The sequence below is a fragment of the Pseudoclavibacter sp. CFCC 11306 genome, from assembly GCF_008831235.1.
In the GTDB taxonomy this organism is placed as follows: Bacteria; Actinomycetota; Actinomycetes; order Actinomycetales; family Microbacteriaceae; genus Pseudoclavibacter_A.
The window spans coordinates 802,529-820,848 of sequence record NZ_WBKF01000001.1; the positions used below are offsets into that span (position 1 = coordinate 802,529).

At 65.0% G+C, this 18,320-nt stretch carries 16 protein-coding genes and 2 tRNA genes; 4 read left to right on the forward strand and 14 right to left on the reverse strand.

Annotated features, from left to right (window positions below; genetic code table 11):
* Window positions 1-110: 110 nt before the first annotated feature.
* The 4 genes from F8O09_RS03530 to gabT all read right to left on the reverse strand — a co-directional run bounded on the left by F8O09_RS03530 (window position 111) and on the right by gabT (window position 5,116).
* Window positions 111-479, reverse strand: a complete 369-nt coding sequence (locus F8O09_RS03530) for an FKBP-type peptidyl-prolyl cis-trans isomerase (RefSeq protein ID WP_158038328.1) — start codon at window positions 477-479, stop codon at window positions 111-113.
* Window positions 480-489: 10 nt separating this feature from the next.
* Entirely contained in the window at window positions 490-1,992 is a 1,503-nt protein-coding gene (locus tag F8O09_RS03535; protein WP_158030983.1) for an amino acid permease, read from the reverse strand.
* Between the two features lie 314 nt (window positions 1,993-2,306).
* Entirely contained in the window at window positions 2,307-3,767 is a 1,461-nt protein-coding gene (locus F8O09_RS03540; protein WP_158030982.1) for an NAD-dependent succinate-semialdehyde dehydrogenase, read from the reverse strand.
* Between the two features lie 2 nt (window positions 3,768-3,769).
* Window positions 3,770-5,116 carry a 4-aminobutyrate--2-oxoglutarate transaminase gene (gene gabT, locus F8O09_RS03545; RefSeq protein WP_158053951.1) on the reverse strand — a complete coding sequence of 449 codons (1,347 nt, stop codon included), beginning with the start codon at window positions 5,114-5,116 and terminating at the stop codon, window positions 3,770-3,772.
* A gap of 192 nt (window positions 5,117-5,308) precedes the next feature.
* Between gabT and F8O09_RS03550 the strand changes: the two genes are divergently transcribed.
* Window positions 5,309-6,862: a PucR family transcriptional regulator gene (locus F8O09_RS03550; protein ID WP_192497539.1), complete on the forward strand. Its 1,554-nt coding sequence runs from the start codon at window positions 5,309-5,311 to the stop codon at window positions 6,860-6,862.
* Here F8O09_RS03550 and rarD read toward each other — a convergent pair.
* The 4 genes from rarD to F8O09_RS03570 form a co-directional block, all read right to left on the reverse strand.
* Window positions 6,804-7,712, reverse strand: a complete 909-nt coding sequence (rarD, locus tag F8O09_RS03555) for an EamA family transporter RarD (protein WP_158053953.1) — start codon at window positions 7,710-7,712, stop codon at window positions 6,804-6,806. The two genes, F8O09_RS03550 and rarD, sit on opposite strands and share 59 nt — an antisense overlap.
* Before the next feature lie 130 nt (window positions 7,713-7,842).
* Window positions 7,843-7,918, reverse strand: a tRNA-Glu gene (locus tag F8O09_RS03560).
* 92 nt (window positions 7,919-8,010) lie between these two features.
* Window positions 8,011-8,289 (reverse strand): metal-sensitive transcriptional regulator, encoded by a 279-nt coding sequence (locus tag F8O09_RS03565; protein ID WP_158030978.1) that lies wholly within the window; start codon window positions 8,287-8,289, stop codon window positions 8,011-8,013.
* 24 nt (window positions 8,290-8,313) lie between these two features.
* Entirely contained in the window at window positions 8,314-9,186 is an 873-nt protein-coding gene (locus F8O09_RS03570) for a glycosyltransferase (protein ID WP_225732844.1), read from the reverse strand.
* Between the two features lie 223 nt (window positions 9,187-9,409).
* Here F8O09_RS03570 and F8O09_RS03575 point away from each other — a divergent pair, with 223 nt between their 5' ends.
* On the forward strand, window positions 9,410-10,147 hold the full coding sequence (locus F8O09_RS03575) for a VIT1/CCC1 transporter family protein (protein ID WP_158053954.1): 738 nt from the start codon (window positions 9,410-9,412) through the stop codon (window positions 10,145-10,147).
* Here the strand turns inward: F8O09_RS03575 and F8O09_RS03580 are convergent.
* Complete coding sequence (locus tag F8O09_RS03580; RefSeq protein WP_225732845.1) at window positions 10,125-11,090, reverse strand: 3-methyladenine DNA glycosylase; 966 nt, start codon at window positions 11,088-11,090, stop codon at window positions 10,125-10,127. The genes F8O09_RS03575 and F8O09_RS03580 overlap by 23 nt on opposite strands.
* 116 nt (window positions 11,091-11,206) lie before the next feature.
* Here F8O09_RS03580 and F8O09_RS03585 point away from each other — a divergent pair.
* A tRNA-Gln gene (locus tag F8O09_RS03585) sits at window positions 11,207-11,278 on the forward strand.
* A 131-nt stretch (window positions 11,279-11,409) separates the two neighbouring features.
* Here the strand turns inward: F8O09_RS03585 and F8O09_RS03590 are convergent.
* From F8O09_RS03590 to folP, 5 genes are all read right to left on the reverse strand, one after another.
* A complete protein-coding gene (locus F8O09_RS03590; RefSeq protein ID WP_158053955.1) occupies window positions 11,410-12,630 on the reverse strand; it encodes a winged helix DNA-binding domain-containing protein in 1,221 nt (406 codons plus the stop codon).
* Between the two features lie 50 nt (window positions 12,631-12,680).
* The gene (gene cyoE / locus F8O09_RS03595) at window positions 12,681-13,706 is read right to left on the reverse strand and encodes a heme o synthase (RefSeq protein WP_158053956.1); all 1,026 of its coding nucleotides are present in this window, start codon (window positions 13,704-13,706) and stop codon (window positions 12,681-12,683) included.
* A 131-nt stretch (window positions 13,707-13,837) separates the two neighbouring features.
* The gene (locus F8O09_RS03600) at window positions 13,838-14,950 is read right to left on the reverse strand and encodes a hypothetical protein (RefSeq protein ID WP_158053957.1); all 1,113 of its coding nucleotides are present in this window, start codon (window positions 14,948-14,950) and stop codon (window positions 13,838-13,840) included.
* A 28-nt stretch (window positions 14,951-14,978) separates the two neighbouring features.
* A complete protein-coding gene (locus F8O09_RS03605) occupies window positions 14,979-15,734 on the reverse strand; it encodes a dihydrofolate reductase family protein (protein ID WP_158053958.1) in 756 nt (251 codons plus the stop codon).
* Between the two features lie 32 nt (window positions 15,735-15,766).
* Window positions 15,767-16,678 (reverse strand): dihydropteroate synthase, encoded by a 912-nt coding sequence (gene folP, locus F8O09_RS03610; RefSeq protein WP_158054439.1) that lies wholly within the window; start codon window positions 16,676-16,678, stop codon window positions 15,767-15,769.
* Window positions 16,679-16,937: 259 nt separating this feature from the next.
* On the opposite strand from folP, the gene F8O09_RS03615 reads away from it, so the two are divergent.
* Window positions 16,938-18,299, forward strand: coding sequence for an MFS transporter (locus F8O09_RS03615; protein ID WP_225732846.1), 1,362 nt, complete (start codon window positions 16,938-16,940; stop codon window positions 18,297-18,299).
* The last annotated feature ends 21 nt before the right edge of the window (window positions 18,300-18,320 follow it).

Sequence of the window (18,320 nt, forward strand, 5' to 3'; positions counted from 1 at the left end):
CCCCCCACCAGCTTTCCTCGCGCCGCGCTCCGGCGCAGAGAGGCGCCGCCAGGATTTCACATCCTGGCGGCGCCTCTCGACGACGGGCGTTGCCGTCTGGGTTCATCGACTCACTTCACGTCGAGCAGATCGATCACGAAGATCAGGGTCTGCCCGCTCAGCGGGTGGCCGCTGCCGGCAGGCCCATAGGCGAGATGCGGCGGAACGATCAGCTTGCGCCGACCGCCGACTTTCATGCCCGGGATGCCGACCTGCCAGCCTTTGATCAGGTTGCGCAGCGGGAAGGTGATCGATTCGCCGCGCCCCCACGACGAGTCGAACTCCTCACCCGATTCGAAGCCGACACCGAGGTAGTGCACCTCGACGGTCGAGGCCGCGGTGGCCTCTGCACCGCTGCCGACGACGACGTCTTCGATCTCGAGGCTCTCAGGAGCCGGCCCGGTCGGAAAGTCGATCTCTGGTTTGCTGAGTTCTGTCATGGCAGCAACCTTACTTCGACTCGGCGTCAGTGCTCTGCGCACTCGCCGGGGAGCCGTCGGACAGCAGCCCCAGACGCTTCTGGCGGCGCTGCACGATCAGACCGGCCACGACGCTCACTGCGGCGACGACCAGGCTCACGTAGAGCTCGATGCGCGTCTGCAGACTCTTGTTGAACGTCATGTAGGCGAGCAGGGCGACCAGGGCGACGATCACGATCCAGGTGATGTACGGGAAGCCCCACATCTTGATGGTGCCGTTGGCCTTGCCCGGGACGACACCCTGCTTCGCGAGCATGCGGCGGCTGCGCAGCTGAGAAACGGCGATGACGAGCCAGACGAAGATGGCGGTCGCACCAGTCGAGTTCACCAGGAACGCGAAGACGTAGTCGGGCACCGTGTAGTTCAGGACCACCGAGATCAGGCCGACGATGGCCGAAGCGAAAATGGCCACGTACGGGGTGTTGTGCCTGTTGACCTTGCGGAATGCCCGCGGCGCCTCACCACGACCGGCCAGCGAGTAGGCCATGCGTGATGCGGTGTACAGCGATGCGTTCAGCGTCGACAGCAGGGCCGTCAGCACGACGAAGTCCATGACCACGTCGACGCCTGGAATGCCGACGTACTCCAGTGCGCTCACGAAGGGAGACTTGCCCGAAACGACCTGGTCGTGTGGCAGCAGCAGCACGATGATGGTGATCGATCCGATGTAGAACAGCAGGATTCGCCAGATGACCGAGTTCACCGCTTTGCGCACAGCGTGTGCCGGGTGCTCCGACTCGCCTGCGGCCACGGTGGCCACTTCGGCGCCGAACATCGAGAAGATGACCGGCAGCAGCGCGACGAAGATGCCAGAGATGCCGTTCGGCATGAATCCTCCCTGTGCACCGTAGTCGACGCCCTGGTGCGCACTCGGGATGATCCCGGTCACCAAGCCGATGCCGAAGAGGATAAACAGCGTGATCGCGACGATCTTGATGCCGGCGAACCAGAACTCCATCTCACCGAAGCTCTTGACCGAGACCAGGTTGAGCCCGAGAAAGAGCACGGTGATCACGAGAGCGGGAATCCACTGATCCAGTCCGGGCAGGTACTTCGTGATGATCTTGGCTGCCGCTGTGGCCTCGATACCGACGACCACCACCCAGAACCACCAGTACAGCCAGCCGATCGACAGCCCCGCCCACGGCCCGATGAACTTCGTGGCGTAGGTCGAGAACGAGCCGGTGTCCGGACTCGCCGAGGCCATCTCTCCGAGCATCCGCATCACCAGGATGATCACGATGCCCGCGAGGGCATACGAGATGATGACGGCGGGGCCCGCCGAGATGATCGCGTTGCTGGACGCCACCAGCAGGCCGGCTCCGATGATGCCGCCCAGGGCGATCATCGAGAGGTGGCGAGGTTTCAGCGTGCCCGCCAGGCGTGGTTCCGGCTCGGCACGGTCAAGCTCGCCGACTGTGAACACCGCCTCCGTTGGCGGAGTCGTCGGCTTCTCGTTCTTCTCAGAACTCATGATGTGGTTCCTCTATTCATTCCTCGCCGCACCGCGGCGAAGAGATTGTTTCTGGACAGGTTCTGCGAATGGCTGTGCACCGGCTCGAATCCCCTGTGTCCCCTCTGTGGAATCGTGCAAAAGTCTATGCAGCATCAACGTGAACGCTGGGTTACGCAAACTGGCCGAATCGTCCACTGATTGGCCGAAATGTACAGCCCTGTACAGGCGGCCTGATTCGTCCTGACACAGGAAAGAGGCTGCGGTGCCGCTGGAGTTCTCCTCCTGCGGCACCGCAGCCTCTCAACGCCGACCGGCGCTGTCAGACGAATGTCTCAGGCCCCGGGCCAAGCGACGCTGAAGTACTGCGTCTCCTGATACTCCTCAATGCCCTCGTGCCCGCCTTCACGCCCGACGCCGCTCTGTTTGAACCCACCGAACGGCACTGACGGATCGGAGACGAGCCCGCGGTTCACGCCGACCATACCGGCATCGATACGGTTGGCGATGTCGACGGCATGTCGCAGCTCACCTGCGAACACGTACGAAGCCAGCCCGTAATCGGTGTCGTTCACCGATTCGATGAGGGCATCCTCGTCAGACCAGGTCGCGATCGAGGCAACCGGCCCGAAGACCTCTTCGGCGAACACCGGGGATGCCGGAGTCACGTCGGTCAGCACCGTCACCGGGGCGTAGTACCCCGTCTCAGGAACCTCGGACTGATACGCGACGGTCGCACCGTCACGCACCGCGGCGGCGACGAGCTCGGACACTTTGTCGACCGACTTGCGGTTGACCAGCGGGCCGATATCGGTGCCCTCGGCGAGTCCCGCCCCCACAGCGAGATCAGCCGCGCGCTCGATGAAACGACGAGTGAACCTCTCTGCGATGTCTGCGTGCACGAAGAATCGGTTCGCAGCGGTACAGGCCTGACCGCCGTTGCGGAACTTCGCAGTCAGCGCTCCCTCCACCGCCGCCTCGACGTCCGCATCCGCCGTCACCACGAAAGCGGCGTTGCCGCCCAGCTCCATAGCCGTGTTGAGCACACGGTCGGCAGCCTTGCGCAGCAGCACCTTGCCGACCGGAGTCGAACCGGTGAACGAGATCACCCGAACGTGCTGGTCGTCGAGCAGATGATCGACGATCTCAGCCGTGTGCGATGAGGGCAGCACATTGACGAGCCCGGCAGGCAGTCCCGACTCAGCGAGGATCTGCGCGATCGCCAAAGCGGTCAGGGGTGTCTCACCGGCCGGCTTGAGCACGGTCGCGCATCCGGCGGCGAGCGCCGGTCCGATCTTGCGTGTGGCCATCGCGGCGGGAAAGTTCCACGGTGTGACCAGCACCGCGACACCGGCGGGTCGGCGTGTGACCAGGTTGCGCACCCCACCTGCCGGCGCGGTGAGGTACTCCCCCTCGATGCGCACGGCCTCTTCGGCGAACCAGCGGAAGAACTCTGCCGCATAGGTCACCTCGCCGAGCGCGTCAGAGAGCGCTTTGCCGTTCTCAAGAGAGATCAGCTCGGCGAGCTGCTGACGGCGTTCGATCATGAGCTCGAACGCACGTCGCAGCACCTCGCCGCGCTGCCGCGGCGCCACCTTCGCCCAGGCGATCTGTGCCTCGTGCGCTGACGCCAGCGCACGATCGGCGTCGGCCAGCCCGGCATCGGCCACCTCGACGAACGCATCCTCGGTGCTCGGGTCGATGACCGCGAAGGTCTCTCCCGATTTCGCATCGACGAACTCGTTGTCGATCCAGAGGCCGCTGACCGAGCGGGCGTAGTCGATGAGCTCGGTCATGCTCAGTTCTCCTTGAACGCCTGGACGATGACGTCGAGGCCGTCGTTGAGCACCTCGTCAGAGATGACCAGCGGCGTCAGGAAGCGGATGACGTTGCCATAGGTGCCGGCGGTCAGCAGCACGACGCCGTTCTTGTGCGCGTACTCGGCGATCTTGTGCGTGAGCTCGGCGTCCGGCTCCTTGGTCTCTGGGTGCACCAGTTCGATGGCCTGCAGAGCGCCACGACCGCGCACCTCGCCGATACGGGGATCGCTCTGCTGCAGCTCGTGCATACGGTTCGTGATGACCTCGCCGATGTGCAGGGCACGGTCGGCCAGTTTCTCGTCGACGACCTTGTCGAAGACGGCGAGCGCTGCCGCACAGGCTGCCGGGTTGCCACCGTAGGTACCGCCGATGCCGCCGGCCTGTGGGTGATCCATCACGTCGGCACGGCCGGTGACCGCCGAAAGCGGCAGGCCTCCGCCGATCGCCTTGGCGGTCGTGACGAGGTCGGGCTCGATGCCTTCGTACTCCGAGGCGAACAGCCGCCCCGTGCGTGCCAGACCGGTCTGGATCTCGTCAGAGATGAACAGCACGTCGTTCTCGTGCGCCCATTTGACCAGTGCTGCCATGAAGCCCTCGGCGGGAACGATGAAGCCGCCCTCTCCCTGAATCGGCTCAAGCAGAATCGCGGCGACCGAGTCGGCACCGATCTGCTTCTCGATGGCGCTGATCGTGCGCTTCGCAGCCTCTTCGCCGGTCAGTCCGTCACGATACGGGTATGAACCGGGAACCCGATAGAGCTCGTTCGCGAACGGGCCGAAGTGGCTCTTGTACGGCGCGGCCTTTGCAGTCAGGCCCATGGTGAGGTTGGTCCGCCCGTGGAAGGCATGGTCGAAGGCGACGATGCCGTCCTTTCCGGTGAAGCTGCGCGCGATCTTGACTGCGTTCTCGACTGCTTCGGCACCCGAGTTGAACAGTGCGGTGCGCTTCTCGAAGCTGCCCGGGGTCAGCGCGTTCAGACGCTCTGAGACCTCGATGTACGACTCGTACGGAACCGTGGCGAACGACGTGTGCGTGAACTGTGCGACCTGGTGCTGCACGGCGTCGACGACTTCTGGAGCCGAGTTGCCGACACCGGTGACGGCGATGCCTGAGGCGAAGTCGATCAGGGTGTTGCCGTCGACATCGAGAATCACGCCTCCGCCCGCGGCGACGACGTAGGTCGGCAGCATGACGCCGACGCCGGCGCTCACTGCGGCGACCTTGCGCTCGTGCAGCGCACGCGACTTCGGGCCGGGAATCTCGGTGACAAGGTTGCGGTGCTGGGCGAGGGTGGGCCCGCCGACGGGGATGCTCTGTTCAGTCATGAGACGTACTCCATTCGTTTGCGACAGATACCGATGTCGATGGCGCGCCGCAGACGTGGCGAGCCCGACGTTGGGCAGTTCGAGCTGAAGGTGCCGGAATGCACTTTTCTGACATTGACATTACGGTCACAACGTCGCTATTTGGCATGTACGTTGCGGATATTCAACTAGTTTTCAATGTACAATTTGTCCATGCCTGTCACCATACGTCGCCTGCTCGGCATCAGTGAGTTGGCATTGCGCCCCGTCGTCGGTGACGAGACGGGCGCCGAAACGGTCGAGCTGCTCGATGCTCCGCTCGAATGGGTGTACAGCTCCAACCTCGTGGACCCGATGCGTTTTCTTCCGGCCGGCCAGATGCTCCTGACCGACGGAGCACAGTTCGGCGTCGAGGGGTTCGACTACGACCAGTACGTGGCTCGACTGCGCGACGGCGGTCTCGTAGGCATGGGGCTGGGCACCGGCCTCACGTGGGCGGAACCCCCCGAGGGGTTGGTCGACGCCTGCCGCAGGTGCGGCCTGCCGCTTGTCGAGGTGCCGTATCACGTGCCGTTCCTCGCGGTGATCCGCAAGGCCGACGACCTGCTCGACAACGAACACCAGCAGCACATTCAGTGGGGGCTCGACGCTCAGCGCGCCATCTCCCGAGCAGCAATGCGGTCGAACCGGTTGGGCGACCTGCTGCAAGAGCTCGCCAAGCAGCTGAACTGCGGCGTGGCCATCTTCGACAGCTCCGGGCAGCTGATGGGCTCGGCCAGACAGCGTCCGCTTCCCCATTCTCAGCTGCAGGAGCTCACAGACGCCATGGAGCGTCTGACCAGAAGCGGCACGCGTTCGGCCGCGCGCATCAGCGCCGATGGCGCCGAGTTCATCGTGCAGACCATCGGTGCGCCACCGAAACTCTCCGGCATGCTTGTGCTCAGCGGCGTGAGCCGACTCGACGGCGTACAGCTGGACGTCGTCGAGTCAGTTCTGGCGCTCACCGGCATCACCTTGGAGTTCAACCGAACGATCAATCGACAGCAGCATGTGCTGCGCGACGGCGTCATCGAGATCGCCGCGTCAGGAAGCATCGCCCTGGCCAATCGACTCGCAGAACGGCTCTGGAACGAGGCCCTTCCGGCGGGCGAGCGCACAGTGATCGCTCTGAACGACACCACGACCGCTTTGGTCGACGCACTCGATCGCATGCAGCGCGACTGCATGATCTTCTGGGGGCTGCGCGACGGCCGGGCCACCATCGTCTCACCGGCTGAGAACCTCGACGCGGTGCTGGACATCTGCCTGCGCGAACACGTCGGGGCCGGCATCTCACAGCTCAGCACGAATCTGCCGCTCAGCCAGCTCATTCAGCAGGCGCGGCGCGTCGTCGCAGACGCTGATCCGGGAGCGGTCGTCCGTTATGACGATCTGTCCGATGCCGGCTGGCCCACGCTGCTGCGCGGATCGATGCTCGAGGTCGTGGCAGCACAGCTCCTGGCACCCCTCGATCAGCGCCATGCGTCAGAGGGCGCCGAACTGCGCCGCACGCTGCGCGTCTGGCTCGAAGAGAACGGCCAGGCTGAGGCCGCCGCAGCGCGTCTCGGCGTGCACCGGCACACTGTGCGCAACAGAGTCGCTCGTGCAGCCTCTCTGCTCGATCTCGACCTCGACACCTTCGAGGCGCGCACAAAAGTCTGGCTGGCGCTCAGCGCAGCAGACGACCCGAACGACCTCTCCGCAGCAGCGGGAGAAGCCCAGAGATGAGCATGCACGCCAGGGCCGCCGCGATGACGGTGTAGACGAACAGATCAGCCGTCAGCAGCTGCTCCCCGAGCAGCAGCGCCGCGGCGAAGAGCAGCACCGGCTCGAGGTAGCTCAGCATGCCGAAGAGAGTGAGGTTCAGTCGGCCGCTGGCGAGAATGTACAGCATCATCGCCACGCCGCTGAGCACGCCGAGCATGACGAACGACCACCAGGCCGGGCCGGCCTGTCGCGCCAGCGTGCCTGCGACATCTCCCTGAGAGAGCAGCCAGAGTGCGAACGGAACAGCCAGCAGCATCTCGAGCCAGAACACGCGCACATCGTCCATACCTGCTGCGCGGCGCACCGCGAAGTAGACGGGATACCCGAAGCCCACCAGCGCGGTCGGCCACGAGAACCCGCCGACGATGAGCACTTCGATGATCACGGCGACGGCCGCGAGCGCGACGGCCACCCACTGCCAGCGGTCGAGACGATCTTTGAAGAGGAAGCGACCAGCGGCGACCACAACGAGCGGCATCAGAAAGTAGCCCAGCGAGACGTCGAGCGCGTGCCCGTGCATCGGCCCCCAAATGAACACCCAAATCTGTGCGGTCACCATAGCCGAGCAGCCCAGCAGCACCACAATGCGGCGGGGGTCATGGAGGATGCGGCGTATCAGGCGCCCGATGGCGTCCCAGTCCCGGTGCACCGTGAAGAAGACTGCCATCAGCACGACGATGCAGACGATCCGCCACGCAGTGACCTCTTCCGAGGTGAACGCCGACAGCTCGCTGGTCAGCAGCGAGATCAGACCGAACATCACCGATGCCGAGACCGACGCGCTCACGCCTGACTTCGTCGTCTGCGCCATCGCAGCTCCATTTCTTCGTATCGGCCGGACACACAGACATTCGCCAGGCGAACATGTGCAGTCGGAAGGAGGGAAACGGCAATGCAAAAGGCCCGCATCAGCCGAGTGACTGAATACGAGCCTTGAGCTCTGGTGACCCCAGCGGGATTTGAACCCGCGTTACCGCCGTGAGAGGGCGATGTCCTAGGCCGCTAGACGATGGGGCCGTCTGTAAGCAACCAGATGATTATGCCACAGATTCGACCGTGCACACCAATTCCGGCGCATGTTTCGGGCGTGTCGTCTGCGCCCGCAGGGTTCAGTCGGCTCGACCTTTGATGCCGTAGAGACGAACCATCTCGTCGATGGCACGCTCGCGCTCGTCTCCCCCGGCCTGCAGCATATGCGGCACATGGGTGCGCAGATGGTTCTCGACGAGAAGCGAGTTCAACGAGGCGAGCGACCGCTGCACTGCAAGTGACTGCGTGACGATGTCGACGCAGTAGTCTTCGTCTTCGATCTGACGCTCGATGGCGCGCAGCTGCCCCTCGATGATGCGCACGCGATGCAGAGCACGCTTCTTGATGTCGTCGATCATGCTGCCCAGACTACGCTGTCGCGCTCAACGACGGCTGAGCACAGGCACGCTCGGCAGGCTGCTGCGCTCGATGTCTTCTGCGCCGAGATGTCTGATCTGTCGCAGCCCGTGCAGAGACGGATAGATCATGTAGAGCACGGCCTGTGGAATGCGCTCAAGGCCGCGATTGAGGCTGTGCGCGCGGTAGGTGCGGCGAAAGCGCTGCACGTAGTCGCTGTAGTCGCGGAATTTGGAGTCCATTCGTCGCGCCGAGATCCCGCAGACCATGTTCGACTCGTAGCCCACGAACAGCCCGTTCTCGGCGAGATGAATCGACAGGTCGATGTCTTCATGCAGCAGATCGCCCTCATCGGGGCACACCTCGTCGCGAATCAGGTTCCAGACATCGGCCCGCACCGCCATGTTGCTGCCGAAGACGAACCGGTATTCCCGGTTCAGTCGCATCAGCAGCTTGCGAAACCGATCGTCGGCGCGCAGGCCGAAACGACGGAAGGGCATGTCGTAGTACATGACCGGGCCGGTGAGCGCGCTGATGTGCTGGTTGCGGAAGGCACGACGCACCTCGCGGCTCCATTCCGGAGCCAGCAGCGAGTCTGCGTCGATACGTCCGAGCACATCGCTGGTGGCGGCGTCGAACCCGGCGTCACGAGTCGGTATAAGCCCCTGGCGCTCGTTCTGAGCGATCAGACGGACGACCTGATTCGGGTGCTGTCGAGCCACGCGCCGCACCGTGTCTGCGGTGCCGTCGGTGCTGCGGTTGTCGACGACGATGATCTCGTCGAGCGGCACGGTCTGTGCGATCGCCGCCCGCAGGCACGCCTCGATGCGCTCTTCCTCGTTGTACGCCGGGATGATCAGCGAGACGCTAGGGAGCAAGCCGGTAACCTCTGCGGTCACTGCGGTTCCTTTCCAGTCTGTCGCCCTCCACCCTAGCCGCACCACCGCACCGTCGTCAGGATTCGACGTTGCAGATCGATAAAGTTCTCACCGCCGAACACCCAGATGACGGTGGTGTTGACCCGATCTCTCGTTCTACTGTGGCCTTCAGACGCGGCGATGGCACCCATTGCGAGCAGCATCCGCACCCAGAAGACCAGTTCTCACGAGGAGGCCTGACTCCATGTCAGCAGCGGCAACGGTGATCGATCCGACCAATCCGCACACCTACGACCACACACACGCGAATGTGAGCGGCGGCTGGCTGCGTGCCTCGGTCTTCGGTGCGATGGATGGCCTGGTCTCGAACATCGGACTGATCACCGGCATCGGCGCAGCCGGTGCCTCGAACCACGTGGTGCTGCTGACCGGCATCTCGGGCCTGCTGGCCGGTGCGTTCTCGATGGCTCTCGGGGAGTTCACCTCGGTGCGCAGCCAGAACGAGCAGCTGGACAAAGAGATTGCCATCGAGGTGGCCGCACAGAAGCGCAACCCGGTCGGCGAGCAGGCCGAACTCGCACGTGAGTTCCAGCAGATGGGCATGAGCGAGCAGACCGCACACACCGCCGCCGCCGAGATTCACAGCACGTCGGTCTCGACCCGCACTGTGCACGTGCATCTCATGCAGGAGCTCGGCATCGACCCGGATGATCGCCCGTCACCCGTCGCCGCGGGCCTGCTCTCGTTCCTGTTCTTCTCGATGGGAGCGATCGTGCCGATTCTGCCCTACCTCTTCGGCATCGGCTCGCTCATGACCGGCCTGATCGCCGGCTGCATCGGCCTGCTGCTCGCCGGCGGCATCGCCGCCAAGGTCTCAGGGCGCAACTGGTTCAAAGGGGCGGCACGCCAGCTGTTGCTCGGCCTCATCGCCGTGGCCGTGACCTACGCCGTCGGCATGCTCATCGGCGTCGACGCGCACTGATCGACTCCCCCGGCCCGAATGCTGCAGGCGGGCTCGCCACAGCATCCGCCGACGCCGCCTGCCGCGCCCGCGCGATCGCCTGCAGCATGCGCTCTCGCAGCACGTTGGCTCGTGACGCGAAGCTCTGCTGTCGCACGGCGAACTCCCGCCGCCCCTGCTGCGTCTCTATGCGCACCGGTTCGAGGCCGAAACGGCGCACGTCATAGGGCGATGCCTGCATATCGAGATCTCGCACCTCGCGAGCGAGTTCGAATGTGTCGATCAGCAGCTCGCCGGGAATGATCGGGCCCAGCTTCATGGCCCATTTGTAGAGATCCATGTTCGCGTGCAGGCAGCCCGGCTGTTCGAGTTCCGTCTGCGTCTCGCGCGTCGGCTGCAGTGCGTTCAGCGGTCGGGCGACGGGTGTGAAGAAGCGGAAGGCGTCGAAGTGCGTGCACTCGATGCGGCTCGACTCGACCACGGCATCGGTACCGGCATGACCCAAGCGCAGCGGCAGCTTCGTGTGCCGCTCCTGCCCGTCGCGCATGCCATAGACCATCGCCCACTCGTGCAGGCAGGAGCAGCCCAGCTTGGCGCGGCGTGCAGCGGTGCGGCGCAGCAGACCTTCGACGAAGCCGACCGTGTCGGCGCGTTCGGTGAGAAAGGCACCCGCATCGACCAGCACGTCGGCCTTGTCTGTCGCGTACCAGCGCCACTGGGCTCGCGGTTCGGCGGATGCTCCTTCGAGTCTGATGCCTGCGCCTGGGTGCCAGCGCCGCAGCAGCGCAGGCCGATACGAGTAGTAGGTGAAGAGGAAGTCTTCGACCTCGTTGGCCTCGCCGGTCTGTCGACGCTTGCGCCAGCCAGCGGTGAGCTGATCTGCGCGCTGCCGGTGTCGAGCCTCGCGCACCCGCCACTGCTGCACCGAGAGGCGCTCGAAAACTGCAGGCTGAGTCGTGGTCACTCCCCCATCGTAAGGCGCTGAGCAGCACCTCTTCGAGCTCAAGTTGTGTTCTGGATGAGAATGTCCTATCGTTGACTCTCGGTTCGCAAACGTGCACACGAATGCGCAACTGCCCTTGGGGTATGGTGTAATTGGCAACACGACGGTTTCTGGTACCGTTATTCTTGGTTCGAGTCCAGGTACCCCAGCACTAGAAATAACAAGGCAGAATCGGGTTTCATCCGTTCACGCCGACCGACTGTCAGCCTTTCTTGCAGCCTTTCCTTTCGCAGACGCTCAAATGCCGCACCCTATTCGGAACCTTCTCGGCAGACTTCCGCTATCGCTCCGCCAAGCCACTTCCCGCGCTGAAGCATCCATAGGCCTGCATCGAGCGCTTGAGCGCTGCCGAAGCACGCGTACTCATCTTCTCGCCAGCGAACAGGCTGACTTCAGCGGTCTTGGTCTTCCACACGCCACGGATGCGACCGTCGCTCAGCACCGTGGGCTGCCCCAGACCGTTCTTCGACATGACCAGCGGCCCGAACTTCGGGTCGAGCACGGTCGAACGGTCCTTGTAGCCGAGCAGAAGCTCGTCGAAGGCAGGCAGCGCCAAGGTCACCGCCAGAGCATCAGTGCCGGTGCGCCCCGTCGACCCGTCTTCGCCCAGCGCTCTCTGCAGCTGCTTCTCGGTCGCCCACAGCCCCTCGTCATTGGGGCCGACGCATTCCACGAGCGGCTGACCCGCATCGTCTGACGCGGCGAGGTGCAACGCCCTGGCGCTCTCTCGCATGGTCAGAGCCGTCCACCAGCTGAGATCTGCTGCAGTCGCAGGGCCATGACCGGCAATGTAGCGTCGGGCGAGCTCGGCCAACGCCTCGTCTCCTTCGTGCACCCGCGGCGAGACGATCCACTCGTCGGCCAGCACCAGATCGAGATCACGCCCGTTGTCGCTCATCGGCCCGAACACCACTTCGCCGAGCTGATTGAGCGCCCACACCAGGTGGTACGACCAGCCCGCTCGCATCTCGACCCCGGCATCCTGCCAGACCTGTATCAGGGCATCTCGATGCAGCCGTCGCCCGCCCGACAGAGCCTGGCGCGTGATTTCACGCACCTGATCGACGACGGCGAGATCGAGGTGCAGACGCGCACGGCGCTTGGGCCAGTCTTTGAGCACGCGGTGGTTCGTGACCTGCTGCATCCAGCCGATGTCTGCCGCCGCCACGAGGTGCACGGTCGAGCGCATCGGCCAAGAGCGCACGATCAGCCCCTGGTCGAAAGCCGCCCGAATCGTCTGCGCTGCAGCCCCCGTTCGCAGAGCCAGGGCCCATTGAGCGGCGAAGAAGTTCTGCCCCTGCAACGCGAGCAGATGCTCAGCAGCCTCGAGAACGTCATCTGCGCTCGCGGCGCAAGCCGTGGATGTGCCTTGTGCAGCCGCTGTCTCTGCCGACGCAGACACGCTGCATGGCGAATGCATCGGATCATCAGCGGCCGCATCGAGCAGCTGCGCAGAGATCCGGGCTGCTGCGATCTGCGACGTGCTGAGTGCGATGGCCATGGCATCACTCTATTCGCCGCGCAGATCTGCCGCTGCGAGGGCCGATACGGCTACGGCAGCCAGGGATCGAGACCGAGCATGATGCACAGCGCCATGATCGACACGAGTGAGAACCCGAACATGCGGTGCGACCATGCGATCTTGTCTGAGCTCGTGAAGCCGAGCGCGCCGATCGCGATCCACACGACGCCGAGCAGCCCCAACACGCTGGTGGTGGTCAGGCTGGCGAACCCGAGCACGCCGAGCAGCACCACGCTGGCAACGTACAGCACTGTGTAGACGAAGATGTGCACGATGGTCGTCGGCACGCCCTTCACCACGGTGATCACAGGAACGCCTGCGGCCGCGTACTCCTCGCGCCGATAGATCGCAATCGAGTAGAACTCGGGCATCTGCCAGAAGAACAGCGCGAGAAAGACCAGTACGGCCCCAACATCCACACGCCCTGTGGCCCCCACATAGCCCGCGAGAATGGGCACCGCGCCCGAGACCGACCCGACCAGAGTGCCGTGATACGACATGCGCTTCGAGGTCGCTCCATAGAGCCAGACGTAGCAGACGAAGCCGAACACTCCGAGGCCGAGCACCAGCGGCGTCGACCAGAGGCCCAGCACCGCAGCGCCGAGCATCCCCAGCACGATCGAGAAGATCGTCGCTCGTCTGGCCCGCACTCCCCCGGTGACGGTCGCCCGCTTCTTGGTGCGTTCCATGCGCTGATCGATGTCGCGATCAAGCACGTTGTTGAGCACGGTCGCCGAGCCGACGATCAGCGTCGTGCCGACCGTGACGATCACGAGTGAGAAGAGATCGACGCCGTTCTGACTGCCGAAGAGAAAGCCTGCGACGGCGCTCAGCACGTTCGCATAGAGCACCCCTGGCTTGGTCAGCGAGTAATAGCGCGCGATCACATCGCGCAGCGACTCCCCGGCATGCCGAGAGGCGATCGCGGCATCGGTGCCGGGCCGAGCCGCAGGTGTCGGCGAAGGCTGCGCAGCGGCGGCCTGTTCCGAGGTGCTCCGGTGACCTCCCGACGACGTCTGGGCGTCGTCGGCCGCACGCTCGGATGACACACTCATGCCCTTATACCTCGTTCGCTCTCACCCTCGACAACGAGAAGTCGAAGGCAGACATTCCAAAGTTGTAGGCTAACACGCTCGTGCCGTCTCTCTGATCACTCACCCGATCGAGGCGACGCGGCGAGCACCCGCTACCGGGGTGACGGCGAAGCACTCTCAGGCGCAGACGCGGAACCGCCTGACGACTGCATCGGGTAGGACCTCCCCTCGACGGTGGCGTCAAGGGTGTAAACGCCTCCGTGCTTCGCGAACACCTGCTCGATGGCAGCGATCGTCTGCTGCCAGAATTCGTCGGCGTCAAGACCTCTCACCCCCGTCTGCCCGTCGCTGGAGTAGAACTCGAAGCGGCACTCCGTCGCCGGCTCTGTTGTCTGCCCGGTCGCCGGCTTCGACGCCTGCCCTGACGTCAGCGTGCACGACGGGCGCCGAACGATGCCCGCTGGCAGCCCCTCGAGCACGGCGTCAAGGTCGCCGAAGAGCTGCACGTAGCCGTCATTCCACAGACCGGGCTCGTCTGCTCTGATGTCTGCGATCAGGCCCTCTTGCTGATACGTCTCGTAGCCCGGACGCATCACGGTGATGGCGGCATCGCGCACGTCGACGTGCTGCAGCTGCAATGCGCTGAAGGTCGATGTCAGCTGCGGAACAGCCTGACCGAGCGTGTCGGCGCGCAGCGTCTGACTGAAATCTGCAATGGGCCGATCGCTGCGATATCGCGATGAGTGCAGACGCGACAGATCGACTCTGGCCTCTGGCCGCCCGCTCATCGTCTGCACGAGCTCACGCATGCCGGCCTCGTCGACCTCGATCGGCAGCGAGAACCTCATGGTCGAATCGACGTCACCGAGTTCGACCGAGAGACTGCCGTACATGACGTCGTGCAGCGACGAGTCATCGATCGCCTGCTGCACTTGGGCGACTGCCTGCTGCGTCTGCTCAGGTGTCGCCGTCGCGTCGAAGGCAAGGTCGACCTGAAGACTGCTGCCGGAGTCGATGCCCGAGTTGAACCTCACATCGCTCTTCTCTCTGTTGACGCCCGGCAGCCCGGTGATCAGCTGGTCGATGCTTCGGGCGTCGTTGACTCGTTGCTGCCCGACGCACCCGCTGAGGGCGAGCACCGTGCACAGCAGTGCGCCCAGCGCGGCGGTGCGCCGGCTGCGACGCCGCAACGTCATCGTGCGTGCGTCGGGTGCCTCGCTGTGGTCGCGCTCTGCTGTCGGCGGATGCTCTGGTCGCGTCGGCATGATGGGCTCCTATCGATCGATTGCGAGGTCAGTCTCGGGCCCGGCGATATCTGAGCAGCAGCAGATCGTCTGAACGCAGTGCATCGCAGAGACGAAAGCGCCGGGAGAACTCTGCGACGCCGTGCGTCAGACGCGGGCCGTCGCCGCCGACGACGAGGGCGTCGAGCGACAGACACAGTTCGGTGACCGCATCGGCGTCGAAAAGCGCCGATGCCAGATGAGGGCCACCCTCGCACAGCACGTCGCAGAGCCCTCGTGTGTGCAGCGCGGCGACGAGCCGCGTCATGTCGACCTCTGTCTCGCCCACGACGACGACCTCGGCCACCTCGGCGAGCGCAGCGCGACGATCGGCGTCGGCACTCGCCAGCGTGAAGACGATCGGTCGTGTCGGCGCGTTCACGAAGACGTCACTGCCCGGGTCGAGATCGGCCCGGCCCGAGACCAGTGCGAAGGCAGGATGCCGAGACAGGCCGTGTGCCTCGCGCCACGCGGCCGAGGCGTCGTCGACGCGCATCCCCCCGTAGCCTTCGTCACGTGCGGTGCCGGCACCGAGCAGAACCACGTGCGCCCGGCGACGCAGCAGGTCGAAGACCCTGTGGTCGGCCTCGCCGCCCAGCGGCCCTGAGACGCCCCCGACCGTGACCGCGCCGTCGAGGCTGCTCACGAAGTTCAGTCGGATGCGCACGCCGTCACCGGCTGGCCAGGCGTAGCGCCGCAGCAGGTCGTCGTCGCTCAGCGATGTCGCCGCATCGCTCGTCGTGATGAGTTCGGTGATCTCGCTCATGCTTCGACCCTACCGGCAGCAGGTGACAGAGCTCAGATGTTGTGCCGCTCGTAGGCCGGTTCGCGCCACCCGAGCACGGCTTCGACGAGCCGCATCGCATCGACCGACTCCCGCGCGGCGTGCATGCGCACGATGCGGGCTCCCTGCATCGCGCAGATCGTCGCCGCGGCGAGCGACCCGGCCAGCCGGTCGGGCTTGTCCCGATCGAGTGTCTCGCCGATGAAGTCTTTGTTCGACACCGCCGCGAGCGCGGGCAGACCGATCTCGGCGATCTCTGCGAAGCGACGGGTGAGCTCGAGCGTCTGCCGGGTGCTCTTGTTGAGGTCGTGCCCGGGATCGATCACGATGCGCTCGATCGGCACGCCGAGTTCGACCGCCCGGTCGACGCGACGGCGCAGAAAAGTCGTCACCTCGGCCACGACGTCGTCGTAGTGCGGATGCGGAAACGGCGTGCGAGGCTGGGCCAGACTGTGCGTGATCACGAGCGTCGCATCGCTGTCGGCGACCACTCGTGCGACGTCGGGATCGTGCAGCCCGGTGGTGTCGTTGACCACCGCCGCACCGGCCTCGATGCACGCTTCGGCCACTTCGTGCCGAAAGGTGTCGACCGAGATCACCACGTCGCTGCTCTGCGCCACCGCCTGAACCACGGGCAGCACCCGTGCAACCTCGTCGTCTGCCGGCAGCTCTGGCCCGGGGGCGAACTTGACCCCGCCGATGTCGACCCAGTCGGCACCGGCCCGCGCCGCATCCATCGCCGCCTCGACGGCCGCATCGAGTGCGAAGGTGCGCCCCTCGTCGAAGAACGAGTCGGGTGTGCGGTTGACGATCGCCATCACCGCGATCTGGCGAGAGAAATCGAAGCTGCGCCGACCGATGGTGCGACGAGAGTGCTGCAGCGGGGGCAGATAGAGGTGACCCGAAGTCGGTTCGCTGATGCGCATGCGCCCATTGTCTCGCAGACGTCTGCCCGACGACAGCGCACCGGAGGCTGCGGCGCGTTCGGCCGGGTGTATAGTCATGGCCATGCAGTTCTCGCGCAGCGCTTGGTGGTGGCCGTCCTTCCGACGGCACTGACCCGCGCACCGCGCACACATTCAGGCCGCCGATCGAGCGGCCTTTCGCATCTGTGCGATTCTCTCTCATCGGCGGCACGGCCCCGAATCCGATCAGAAGATCGGCCCCATGCACAGAGAGATCACAGTGAATCAGCGAACAACCCACGAGCCATCACCGAAGCTGCACCTGCCCGATGACCCGCCTGCCGCGACGCAGCCTCGTCACGGCCTGCTCGGTCGCCTCGCCCTCGCCTCGGGAGTCGGCACGGCACTCGAGTTCTACGACTTCGCTCTCTACGCCACAGCCACCTCGCTGGTGTTCAACAAGGTGTTCTTCGTCGTCGACGACCCGTGGTTCGGGGCGTTCCTCGGGTTCGTGACCTTCGCGGTCGGGTTCTTGATGGCGCCGATCGGCGCGCTGCTCTTCGGTCACTTCGGCGACCGGCTGGGCCGCCGAAACACCCTGATCGCCACGTTCACCCTGATGGGTGCTGCGACGTTTCTCATGGGTGTGCTGCCGAGCCACGCGACGATCGGCATCGCGGCCCCGCTGCTGCTGCTCTTTCTGCGTCTCGTGCACGGCATCGCCCGCGGCGGCGAGGTCAGCGGTGCGGCACTCATCGCGATCGAGCACGCACCGAAGGGCAGGCGCGGCCTGTACGGCAGCTTCGTGACCTTGGGGTCGCCCATCGGCGCAGGGCTTGCGAACCTGTCATTTCTGCTGATTCTGCTGCTGCCGCAGGATGTCGTGGTGTCGTGGGCATGGAGAATCCCGTTCCTGCTCGGCGGCCTCGTGCTCGTCGTCGGCCTGGTCACGCGTCTGCACGTCGACGAGACGCCCGTGTTCAAACAGCTGCAGAGCGAACGCAAAGTCGCGAAACGGCCCATCGCCGAGACGCTGAGGCACAGCTGGGGTCGCGTGCTCGGAGCGGCGGGCGTGATGTTCGGCTTCAACGCGTTTCAGTATGTGCTCTTCACCTTTCTGCTCTCGTTCGGCACCGAGCCGGTCGCCCAGCACGGGCTCGGCCTCGAGCGCAGCGTGCTGGTGACCGGCACGCTGTTCGGCTGCCTCGGGCACGCCGTGACGATTCTGCTCAGCAGCGTGATCTCTGACCGGGTGGGCCGCAAGCCGGTGATCCTGACCGGAGCGGTGCTGCTCGCGCTCTACGCCTTTCCCATGTTCTCGCTGTTCACCGCTGGTTCGTCGGCTGACGCCGCCATGGCGATCGTGATCGGATTCATCATCGCCGGCATCATGTTCGGCCCGATGCTCACCTGGTTCTCACAGCTGTTCGCACCGGCGCAGCGCTACACAGGCATCGGCCTGGGCTTTCAGATCGGCGCGGCGCTCGGTGGCGGCTTCTCCCCGCTGATCGCGAACCGGCTCTTGGTCGCGACCGGCACCACCGTCTCGATCTCGATCTTTCTCGTGGCGGCGATGGCGCTGAGTCTGGTCTGCCTGATCGCCCTGCCCGAACGCCACCGTGAGGTTCCCGTCGATGCCTGAGGCAGTGGGAATAGAATCGCT

What these genes read in the sequence shown, in the direction of transcription:
- F8O09_RS03530 (WP_158038328.1), bottom strand. Translation starts at nt 479, where the DNA reads ATGACAGAACTCAGCAAACCAGAGATCGACTTTCCGACCGGGCCGGCT.
- F8O09_RS03535 (WP_158030983.1), bottom strand. Translation starts at nt 1,992, where the DNA reads ATGAGTTCTGAGAAGAACGAGAAGCCGACGACTCCGCCAACGGAGGCG.
- F8O09_RS03540 (WP_158030982.1), bottom strand. Translation starts at nt 3,767, where the DNA reads ATGACCGAGCTCATCGACTACGCCCGCTCGGTCAGCGGCCTCTGGATC.
- gabT (WP_158053951.1), bottom strand. Translation starts at nt 5,116, where the DNA reads ATGACTGAACAGAGCATCCCCGTCGGCGGGCCCACCCTCGCCCAGCAC.
- F8O09_RS03550 (WP_192497539.1), top strand. Translation starts at nt 5,309, where the DNA reads ATGCCTGTCACCATACGTCGCCTGCTCGGCATCAGTGAGTTGGCATTG.
- rarD (WP_158053953.1), bottom strand. Translation starts at nt 7,712, where the DNA reads ATGGCGCAGACGACGAAGTCAGGCGTGAGCGCGTCGGTCTCGGCATCG.
- F8O09_RS03565 (WP_158030978.1), bottom strand. Translation starts at nt 8,289, where the DNA reads ATGATCGACGACATCAAGAAGCGTGCTCTGCATCGCGTGCGCATCATC.
- F8O09_RS03575 (WP_158053954.1), top strand. Translation starts at nt 9,410, where the DNA reads ATGTCAGCAGCGGCAACGGTGATCGATCCGACCAATCCGCACACCTAC.
- F8O09_RS03590 (WP_158053955.1), bottom strand. Translation starts at nt 12,630, where the DNA reads ATGGCCATCGCACTCAGCACGTCGCAGATCGCAGCAGCCCGGATCTCT.
- cyoE (WP_158053956.1), bottom strand. Translation starts at nt 13,706, where the DNA reads ATGAGTGTGTCATCCGAGCGTGCGGCCGACGACGCCCAGACGTCGTCG.
- F8O09_RS03600 (WP_158053957.1), bottom strand. Translation starts at nt 14,950, where the DNA reads ATGCCGACGCGACCAGAGCATCCGCCGACAGCAGAGCGCGACCACAGC.
- F8O09_RS03605 (WP_158053958.1), bottom strand. Translation starts at nt 15,734, where the DNA reads ATGAGCGAGATCACCGAACTCATCACGACGAGCGATGCGGCGACATCG.
- folP (WP_158054439.1), bottom strand. Translation starts at nt 16,678, where the DNA reads ATGCGCATCAGCGAACCGACTTCGGGTCACCTCTATCTGCCCCCGCTG.